Annotated in this window: 1 protein-coding gene; it reads right to left on the bottom strand. The window is 33.7% G+C overall.

From position 1 onward, the window contains the following. Positions 1 to 9,050: hypothetical protein (locus tag NT145_08830; GenBank protein ID MCX5782780.1), on the bottom strand; the 9,050-nt coding region annotated here is incomplete at both ends.

Below are 9,050 nucleotides of genomic sequence, written 5' to 3'. Positions count from 1 at the left end.
CAAAAAGTTTATGTTCTTCAGAACCAAGTTCCGCTATATATGCGCTTGCCTCTTTTATTCGAGATTCTCTTTCATTTTCATAATTTTTCTTTTTTTCTTCCCAAGTTGCAATGCTTTCCGACGGCCTGAATATACCTTTCTTCAAAATATTATCCGCATTTATTATTGCGTTTTCCCTGCTCAGTATTCTAAGCTCAAGATCTCTAGTTTTTTCATCCAGCATTTCCGCCCTTTCTTTTCTTTCTTTCTGGGCTTTAAAGATATAAACCAGCTGGTTTTTCAGAATTTTCAAATCTTTAATACTTATGAAACTTATAATTACAACTATTGAGAAAACACTGCCGGCTATAATGGCAAACCAAATTAAACCTACGGTTATAATTATTGCCCCGGCAAAACCAACAACAGTTAAAGCAATCCCCGCAGGAATAACTATTTTTATTATTGAGTAAAACAGCATACCAATCCTATTTTTCAAAGACATACTCGGTTTTCTACCGTTAGTTACAGGTTTAACTGCGTGATTTTTGATATTTCCGCTGAGACTTTCAATACTTTCGCTTTCTACAACAGCCAATCTCTTATTTTTTCTTGAAATTGCTCTATAAATCTGCTTTAAAACATATCCCGTGTCGTAATTGAAGTTCTTAATTTCTCCCCTGTACCCCTTCAACTTTTTTTCAATGCGCCGTATTTCATGTGCAAGTTTTACATCAAAAGACCAAATATAGATTTTCCGCTGAATCCTATCAGCAATCTTTAATGGCATGCGATAATATTTAATTATTTCTAAGGGATTTATTCTTATTATAGACATGTTTTCATAATCCGATATCATAGAAATGTTTTTGGGAAGGTCATAATCTATCATTAGCAGTATTTTATCTTTCTCATTTTCATCTAATGTGAGCTTTCTGCTTAATTCAGAAGGTAAATCAGTAGTTACTAGTTTTTTCAGATTGGGATCTAAAGACTTTGAAAACATCACTTTCTGTATGGGTACTTGGGATTTAGTTATGCTTGTACTGCTAATAGCGAGCAATAAATTGACAATAAAATAAAAAGTGGCTATTGATCCTACAATCAGTAATGACGCACTCACAAACCATAAATATATTGCAAAAACCGGAGTTAAAGCTATTTGTATACCTGTCCACAAAGAAGAAGTCAATACAAGAGCAGAAATAAATGCGGCCTCCAACCTGAGGTTCACCTCAGGTTTAGCATGAGTTGCATCCGAAACTTTTGTTTCAAATGAAGACAGCGCCGCAATTGCGCTGGAAACATTCGCCGGCCCTATTGGACTTATTGAGAATATCGCTTCTTTTAAAGCTTGGGTATTATCAAGAGCAAGAGCGGACAAATATTTTATGACCTCATTTTTGAATTGCTCATCCAAAGCTATTCCGACAAGCTTTGCTGCGTCTCTGCAAGCAGCCACAGCAAATTCCGGGGTTTTATCTTTTCCAATGTCAAAATAAACTACAAATATCAGTACAGCTATCTGCAGACTGTCTTTAATAAACAATTTGAATCTTTTTACGTATTCTTCAAAAGCATCTTTTCCATTATTTTTAAAATATGCTTTGAAAGTGCTTTTCAATGAATAAAATATTAACAACTTATTAAAAGGGATTCCGGTAAGTTGTCTTGCTTTTACTAATGATTTATCCAAAGTAACCCCGGTCAATTCTCTCATCATTTCGCAAGCATCCAAAGCAGATTCCAAGGTTGAACCATCATAATAAACTTGAAATAACAGTTCTGCCAACATCTGATTATCATATAATGTAAACCCTTTTATGAATTTTTTGAATGCGTATTCTTTCTTTTCTCCGAGATATTTTTTTAGAAAATCCTTTAATACGTCAAATACTAATGATTTATCCAATGCTGTTCCGGTAAGTTCTTTAGTCTTTTCGCTCGCTTTTTCATAAGTTTCCAAAGCAGACAGAGGATTACCATACATATATGGAACTTCCAGATAAACTGCAAAAACTAGTTTCGCTAACAGCTGTTTGTCAAATAATTTGAGCTTTCTTATGAATTTAGTAAATGCATATTCTCCATTATTCTCAAAATATTTCAGAAGAAAAGTTTTTAATATGTCAAATATTAATGACTTATCCAAAACAATTCCGGTAAGTTTTTTGGCCTTTTTGTAAGCTGCCCTGGCAGACTTGGGAGTCCCATCCGAAACACCAAAATAAACCGTAAATACCAGTTTTGCCAATAACTGCTTGTCATTCAATGTGAACCCTAATATTGGCCTTTTATTCATTGTTAATTCTTTAATGAATATTTTTATGAATTTTTTAAATGCTTTTTCTCCTTTGCTTTTCAGATTTTCTTTAAATAATTGTTCTAATATTCCGAAGACTGATACCTTGTCTAAAGCAATTCCTCCAAGTTCTCTCGCCTTTTCGTAAGCAGCTTTAGCAGACTCAAGAGTTCCGTAATTAATTCCGGCTGGAGGAACATTTAAATCAACCCAAAATTTTAGTCTAGTATTAAACAAAGGTTTCTCTGCTTTTTCTTCTTTAGTAAGAGTACTAATGTCACCATGTCTTATTATCATTTGACTTAATTCTAACATGTTAACTAGTTCGTCAATAGTTGGGTTTTCAAGAGCAAGGCTGGCCAAAGATTTTATTATCTCATTTTTGCTTGGTTCTTCTGATGATAATATTGCTCGCTTTAAATCTGTAATATTTATATCTAAATAGTCCATAATTGTTTCTTCCACCGGCCCATTATTTTTCAGTGCAAAAGCAGATAAATATTCGTTAATTTCTTTTCTGTATAGTAAATCTGATTCTAACAATATCACCAGCCTAAACTTTCTTACAGATTTATGAGCAGGACCTAAATGTTTCATAATTTCCTTTTTAAACGGCTCATCAGATGACAATAGTTCCTGCTTTAAATCCTCCATGTTTTTTTCACGATGTTCCCTAATTTCTCCATTTAAATCTGCAATATTTTTAAGCTCATAAGCAGATAAATATTCGTTAATTTCTTTTCTATACGGCCCGTCTGATGATAATATTAACCGTCTTAAATCTTCTACACTTTTGCCAATAAAATCAGGTTTAGTTAAATATTTTATAATTTCATCTTTGAATGGCTTGTCTGAAGACAATATTTCCTGCTTTAAATCTTCTAATTTTTTAAGAGAAAAAGCAGATAAATATTCATCAATTTCTTTTCTGGATGGCGCGTCCGATGATGTTGTACATTTTAAACCTTCTATAATTGCCTTTTCTAAATCCTCTATGTTTCCGAAAAAGGCTATATTTTCCAAAAAGGAAGGCATGGATAAATATTTAATAATTTCATTTTTATACGGTTCATTTGACGATAATATTGCCTGTTTTAATTCTTCTTTACTATTTTCAAGAGCAGGAGCAGATATATATTCTTGATTTAAATAGTCCAATGTTATTAACGCAAACTGATCTATAATATCTTGTAAATCTGGACTAGTATCCGTTCTATTATCCAAACTGATCCCAATGAGTTCTGCTGCATGTTTAAAAGCAGACATAACAGATTCGGGAGTTCTGTCTGAATCTTCAAAATAAATTGCAAACATCAGTTTTGCTATCAGCGGCTTTTCTTCAGGAATTGCATCGCAGATTAATTTTATAAGAGTTTGGAATTCCGTTCTTCTTCCTTCTTTAGGAATAAATTCGTTGAGAAAATCTTTTCGCGATAAGCGATATTTTTTAAAAAAATCTCTTAATATATGGAATATTTTTCTTTCCATTTCAACTTTAACCCCATCCTTCTCGTAGGTTATTGGGGCAAGAAACCCCGTATTCAAACTTTGAATAAGTTTAGCGATTCCAACAACAATATATTCGCGGCTTCTGTTATTTTTTAAAATAATGGTACATATGGAATCCAATAAGTTTGCCGTTGTTTCGGGAGCAGCTTGAACAAGCGTCATCAAAATATCCTGTTCTATGAAATGTTCAAACATTTTAGGATTGTTATTTGTTTCAAAAAATATTTCCAATCCCCGTATATAATTTTCATCCTTAGATTTGCAGTAGAGCACATCTACATAACCTATCGCCTCAAAATACCCATTTTCTTCGCTCTCTCCGGGAGTACCTTTTCGCTCAAAAAATGAAACGGTTTTCATAATGTTTTCTATTGCCTTTGCGATAGCTTCTCCATTTTTTCCTCTTGCATAATAAGTCTCTTCATAAATTCTGTTCTCAGCACTAGCTTTTATATCACGTAACGCTACTTCTTCTTCATGTTGAGCTATCCCTTGCACTTCACCCGAAATAAATTGATTTTTTGGAATATTTTCCATGAACTTTTTTGCAGTTTCAAGAATTGTTTCCTTTTGACTTCGCTGAACCGGTTTGCTTTCATAAAATGAATAAGCAAACTCAAGTGCTGTTTTGAAAACAATACCATAGGCTTCCATTCTATTTTTCAGCTTCTTAGCTTTTAATTCAGCTCCTTCTCCTGTTTCTGGTTCACCGATGATTTCTCTTATTTCGTAAGCCAATTCGTTTACGTCGTTCAATTTTAACATAGTTTCGGATTTTGTCTGCGGTTTTCCGAAAATTGCTCTTAAAATGTCGTAAATAATTTTATTTCTTTTATAATCATTTTCCTGCTCTATCATTAGAATTTCTTTATTGCCGGGTTTCCCAAAAACCGTCTCGAACATTTCATAGGCACTTTCATTCTTTTTATCCTGAATTTTCTGTTCTATTACTATTTCGGAAATCTTGTTGGCTATTAATCTTAAAATAGCCGGGTCAGAAGTTTGTTTGTAATAATTAAAAGCTGATTTAATCCCTTCAACTATGCTACTTGAGTTTATAGCCTCATCAAGTGCGGTTTCGATGTTCCCGTATTTTTCCAATAATTCAGCAAAATCAGGAACCGCCTTGGCAGCTTCTTCGGACGAAGCAAGCAATTCAAGAATGTATTCTTTACTGGCTCCTGCATCTATGACAAACCTATTAAACAGAATCTCTTTTTTAGAAATTAGGTCTATTCTTTTTTCAAGATTTTTCAGCTCGTCCAAATCTAAAATATCCGCAAGACTTGAGTTTGAATCTAGGAACAATTTTAGTGTTGACTTCAGCATTTCTAATCCATCATAAACTTCGTTTCCTTCCCATTTTGAATCTATGTTAAACTTGTAAATTATATATTTCAGATTTCCCTTTTTATCTATAAGCAAATCTAGTAGCAGAGAAGCCATAAACTCCAAAAGTTTATTCTCAGCAAGAATAAGAACTACTGCATTAGAAGAATCCTTTTCTGCGGCAGCTATTTCCGAAATAGTGTTTTTATATTTTTCAATATAGTTTAACATGTCCCTGATTGAGCTCTTGTTTTTTGAATTATTTTCAACAAGTTTAACAAGAGTAATTACTCCTTCAGGATAGCTCACACCGGCCAACTGTGCCTGCTCAATAAATTTAGATATAACTTGATCATGGTTTACTGCGCTTTCAAGGCTATTAAAAGAATCGTTTAATTCCCTCTCCACCGGAATTACTGACAATTTTTTGAATAAGGAATTAAACACACTTTCTGCATACACTATACGGGTTTGCTTCGTAAATATTTGTGGGTCAAATTTAATATAGAAATGGCCCAAGGTGAGAAAATAGAACACATCATTCAATGAAATTAAGATTTCTCTTGCTTGTTGTAAGAACCATCGGACAACCTTTAAAAACCTCTTATAAAACCGATTTATGATTTCTTTAGACAGCTCGAGTTTTTCGATTTTTGATGTTAGAGATTTTTCACTTTTTCTAATTCCCGGAAATCTTAATGTAAATAAGCCATGCATCATTTCATGTAAAATGATATTTTTAATAACCCGTTTCCATAACCAGCCGAAATATTTTGAACCCACCAGCCTTTTAACTGCAGGATAATTTAATCGTATAGCCCCGTCCTCAAAACGGCCTAAACTATAACGACGCGGAGATGAGTCAACTATAATTTCAATGCCGTTTTCTATCAATACATCCAGTATATTCCACTGTTCATAAGTGCATAAGTTCCAAACGAAATCTTTTAGTTCTATTTGGTCGTCTGTTCTCTTCTTTATGGAATAATCTTCTCTCTTAAAATCCCGACCGCCAGCCAATATTGCCAAGAATTCAAGCAAATAAATCAGCGGAAGGGCGACAAACAAAGAAATAGATATTATTATTCCGACAGTTACTGCAATGGGAGCAGTTGCGGCTATAGTTAATCCTAATGAAATAATCGCGGGAATAAGAGTTAATAAAAACATTCCCAGCCTGTTCCATAAAGATACCGCAATTATTGGCGGATTTTCTTTTATAACGGGAAGCTCTGTTTTTGCTTTTTTGGAAAAATTTATCTTATTACTAGGGATAGCCCGGCTTTTTCTTGTTATAAACCAATAGTCAAAAAGGTCGCCCAAAGCGCACCAATTTTCGTCAATTTTTTCTCTAATTTCTTCCGGAACTTTTGAGCGGATTTTTCCAAGCAGTTTATGTTTTTCAAAAAACCTCCATATCTTAATATGCCCAACATCGTGCCTTGCGGCCATTCTGACTTTATTTAAATACTTGTTAAATTTTAAGTCTTTAGTTGCTTCTTTTAGCAAAGGATAATTAACGTGTATAGAATTATCTTCAGGATGAGCTTGAAACAAAACAGTGGTCCCGTTAAGTTCAGGCCAATAAACCAATTTGATATTTTCTCCCAGCGTTTTTCCGTCTTTCCTGATTTTTGCTTTTAAAAGCTCGCTTATAATAGGATCTTTTGCTATATTATCTATGTAGGATTGAGGAGCTTCAGTTTTATCAATATTTTCAAAATCTTCAGGCTTAGGATATTTCTGACTTGCCCAGTATATTATTTGCTTCATCCAGGAAACATCGCTTGTATATTTTCTAATGCCAATAATTCCTATCGCAAATACCGCAAATTCTCCCGCATAAGCAAAAATTAAAGTGATTACCGTTGATACTAATAAAACGGGGCAAACGGCAACAATAATTGTCTGAATCAAAATCCAAATGCCGGATATAACAGATACTAATGTTGATTTGCTGGCGCTTGCTTCGCGGTCTTCTAATTTGAAGTTATCTGCCTTTTTTTCCTCTTCTGTTTTAGAAGTTACAAACTTTTTATTGGCTTCGTCGTAGTCCGAACTTGCTATTATGGTTCCTTTAACTTTCTCTTTTGCAACAATTTTATTAGGAAAACCATCAGCATCTTGGCTAATTACTTCTAGAGTAAATTTACTTTTTGTTGCCTCATTAAAAGCTTTCTTAATTGCCTCCAGCGCAGAATTAATGTTAAAAGTTTTTTTATTTAAATAATTGTTAATAAGAGGCATAAGTATTTCTTTTGCTTTATCTTCGGTTGTGCCTAAAGATATGGCAAGAAGAGCATACGCCTGGAAAAGAATTTTTCTTTGTTCTCTGGCAAGTTTTTCGTATATTTCAGTAGATATTTTTGTATCCGTTGTAACATTAGGGGTTATAACAATGTAAGATATTTTTCTTTTCTTGAATAACTTTATTAAGCCCTCTGTATGAAATCCTCCGGTAACCACAACCTTAATTTCGCTTCCGTTTTCCAAAGACTGCAGAATTTTTTCTTCATCATTAATAACCGGCGTATTGTTTTCATTTTTAATACCGGTATCAAAATTATTTCCCAAAATATTGCTGACAAAGCACTCATTCCTTAAAAGATTTGCCTTGTAAAAATCGCTAAACAGCGATAAATACGGATCCAGCAGTAAAAGCCTGTCGTTGTTTATGTACTTTTTCCATACAAACTTGAATTTATCAATATTTTCAATAAAATACTCGTAGTCCCTGGCGGAAATCTTGTTGTTGAAATATAATTCAAAAAATCTGAAAAAATTTACGGCAAACGTTACTTCTCTTTGGCTGTCACTATCGCAAAGACGGGACCTCAGCGCCGCAAGAAGGTATTCTTCTTCTTCAAGAAGGGCTAACGGATTAATTTTTTCATTAAGCTTTACATAATCAAAAAAGTTATATAGGTCCGGGAGACTGATTGACAGGTCTATTTTACATTCCTTTGAAAGGTTTATTAGGTATGAATAAAGATTATCAAGTTTTTTGAAGTTTTCTGTTTTGTCAACAAGTTCTTTATATACCGCATAAGGAAGATTTTGTTTAATCGCTAAAGTAAATTTTTGAAGCTGGGACGCTATTCTTCTGTAATTAAGTTTTTTCTCTTTATCAATAAGTTCTACATAGGCGGAAAGATTCCTGTAACAGCCTATATCAAGATGAAGTTTATCCGAATATTTTTTCAGGATAGTATAGAATTTTTTTGCGCTGATTGTTCCCGAGCGGTACTGGCTTATAACGCTCCCCAATTTTTTCTGTTTGGAATTAAAATATTCTTCCCTTAACTGCGTAATATAATAGTCCAGATTTGAAAGTACAGCGTTGACTGCTCTTTGATTATCCAGAATTTTCTGCAGTCTTAGGAAATTTTCAGCATAAAGATTTTTGTTTTCTATCCCTTTAATGATATTCGGTTTTTCGGCTACTATGGAATAATACTCGGCTCCGGTAAGCTTGCCCTGATCAATAAGGAAATTAACTATTTTTTGCCTTATTTCTTTGTCCTGAATAGAAACAAGCCAGGAGGTATCAACGTTATCATAAGCTCCTTCCAGATAAATATTGTTCAGTTTATATTTTTCATCAAGGATTGAAAGTATTCTGCTTATATTTCTTTGGACTTCTGCATGGCAATGCAGATCCTGAACGTTTATTATTACCTGTTTTGAGCCGAAATACTTTGATTCGGTTATTCTTCCGGCAGTATAAGGTATGCTCAAGCTGTTAAATACCTGCTCAAGTTTTTTTGACCCGCGGTTTTCTTCCAGAACAGCCGATACTGCCTGCCCGGCAACAGAACTGATAAAAAAGCAAACAACGGTAATAAGAGCCGTGACTTTGATAAAGTTTAGTTCAAGAAACCAGCCAGATACTGACAGAACAAGGTCAATCAGAAATTTCTTCAGTTTTGTT

The sequence above is a fragment of the Elusimicrobiota bacterium genome (assembly GCA_026388075.1).
Classification (GTDB): domain Bacteria; phylum Elusimicrobiota; class Endomicrobiia; order Endomicrobiales; family JAPLKN01; genus JAPLKN01.
This window is presented reverse-complemented; position numbering and strand designations above follow the sequence as displayed.